The 1,496-nt window shown below is 44.9% G+C and carries 2 protein-coding genes; both read left to right on the top strand.

All coding sequences use genetic code 11. From position 1 onward, the window contains the following. Nucleotides 1–61: 61 nt before the first annotated feature. Nucleotides 62–745, top strand: coding sequence for a helix-turn-helix domain-containing protein (locus tag BLW59_RS17025; protein WP_074699054.1), 684 nt, complete (start codon nt 62–64; stop codon nt 743–745). Next, nucleotides 739–1,496, top strand: a 758-nt coding sequence (locus BLW59_RS17020) for an IS3 family transposase (protein ID WP_139283759.1), incomplete at its 3' end; no start/stop codon positions are given. The genes BLW59_RS17025 and BLW59_RS17020, both read left to right, overlap by 7 nt.

Raw genomic sequence — 1,496 nt, 5'->3', positions numbered from 1 at the left:
TGATATGCTCCCCCTATGAGAGACAGTAAAAAATAAAACTGTCATCATAGGGGGATTTTTCATGCCATGTAAGCAAAAAGCAACAGCAGAAGAGAAAACCAGAGTTGCCCAAGAATGCCTTTCGGGTAGAATGACACGTAGTGAAGCCGCATCATTATTACAAGTAAATAGGACAACCATTGACGAATGGATATATCAGTACGAATCGGAGGGCTCCTCAGCTTTTTCGCCGCGTAAACGCAATCGTGTTTACACAGCAGAACTCAAGACCCGGGCCGTTATCAGTTATTTGAATGGTGAGGGCAGCTTGATGGATATATGTCGCAAATATGCTATTCACGACACACATCAGCTAAGAAATTGGATAAAGGTGTATAATGCTCATGGAGACTTTAACTCCAGAAAACATTCGGGAGGCGGAAGCTACATGAGCAAGGCACGCAGCACTACACAGGAAGAACGACTTCAAATTGTTCAAGAATGCCTGGCCTTAGACAAAAACTACGGCGAAATAGCCAAGAAATACAATGTCAGTTACCAACAGGTACGTACCTGGACATTGCATTACATAGAACTCGGCGAGTCTGGGCTGGAAGACCGCCGTGGCAAACGGAAGAAAGACCAGACCCCACGCACGGAACTGGAAAAGGCCCAGATTGAAATCGAGAAACTGAAACACCAACTGCGTATGGCTGAGATGGAGCGTGACCTGCTAAAAAAATTGAACGAGCTGGAAAGGTGGTGATTCTCGGCCAAGTAAAGCATATTCTCTGCTACAAGGCTATAAGAGACTGTCACCACGAAAAAGCTTATCCCATTGACGAACTGTGCAGCTTGCTGAATGTATCTAGGTCATCTTATTACAAATGGGCCTCCGGGAAATCCAGCGATAGGCTCCGGGAAAATGAAGCTATTGCCGAAATAGTAGAAAGGATTCACACAGAACGACCTGACAAGGGTTACCGACGCATAAATGATGACCTAAGACATGACCACAACATTCATGTAAATGACAAGCGTATCCTTAGGATCTGCCGGAAGAAAAGCATAAAATCCACCATTAAGTACCGCAGCCACGGTTGCACCAGACGTGCGAAGAATCCTCAATGCCTTGCAGAAAACCTGCTTTCTCGCAAATTCCATGCTGATACTCCAAATGAGAAATGGTTGACCGATGTTACAGAATTCAAGTGGTATGATGGTTCTGTTGTGCATAAAATATACCTGAGTGCCATCCTTGACCTTTACGACAGGCGAATCGTATCCTTTGTCATTAGTGAACACAACGACAACCCCCTGGTATTCAAGACCTTAGACAAGGCTGTAAAAGCTAATCCAGATGCCCATCCGCTGTTTCACAGCGATAGAGGATTTCAATATACGAACAGGAAATTTCACCACAAATTAGAAAAACAGGGAATGACGCAAAGCATGTCTCGTGTAGCCCACTGCATTGATAACGGGCCCATGGAAGGATTTTGGGGCATACTTAAGCG

The sequence above is a fragment of the Selenomonas sp. KH1T6 genome, assembly GCF_900108415.1.
Lineage (GTDB): Bacteria > Bacillota > Negativicutes > Selenomonadales > Selenomonadaceae > Selenomonas_B > Selenomonas_B ruminantium_A.
Note: the sequence above shows the minus strand (reverse complement) of the source record. Positions and strands in the feature narration are given on the sequence as shown.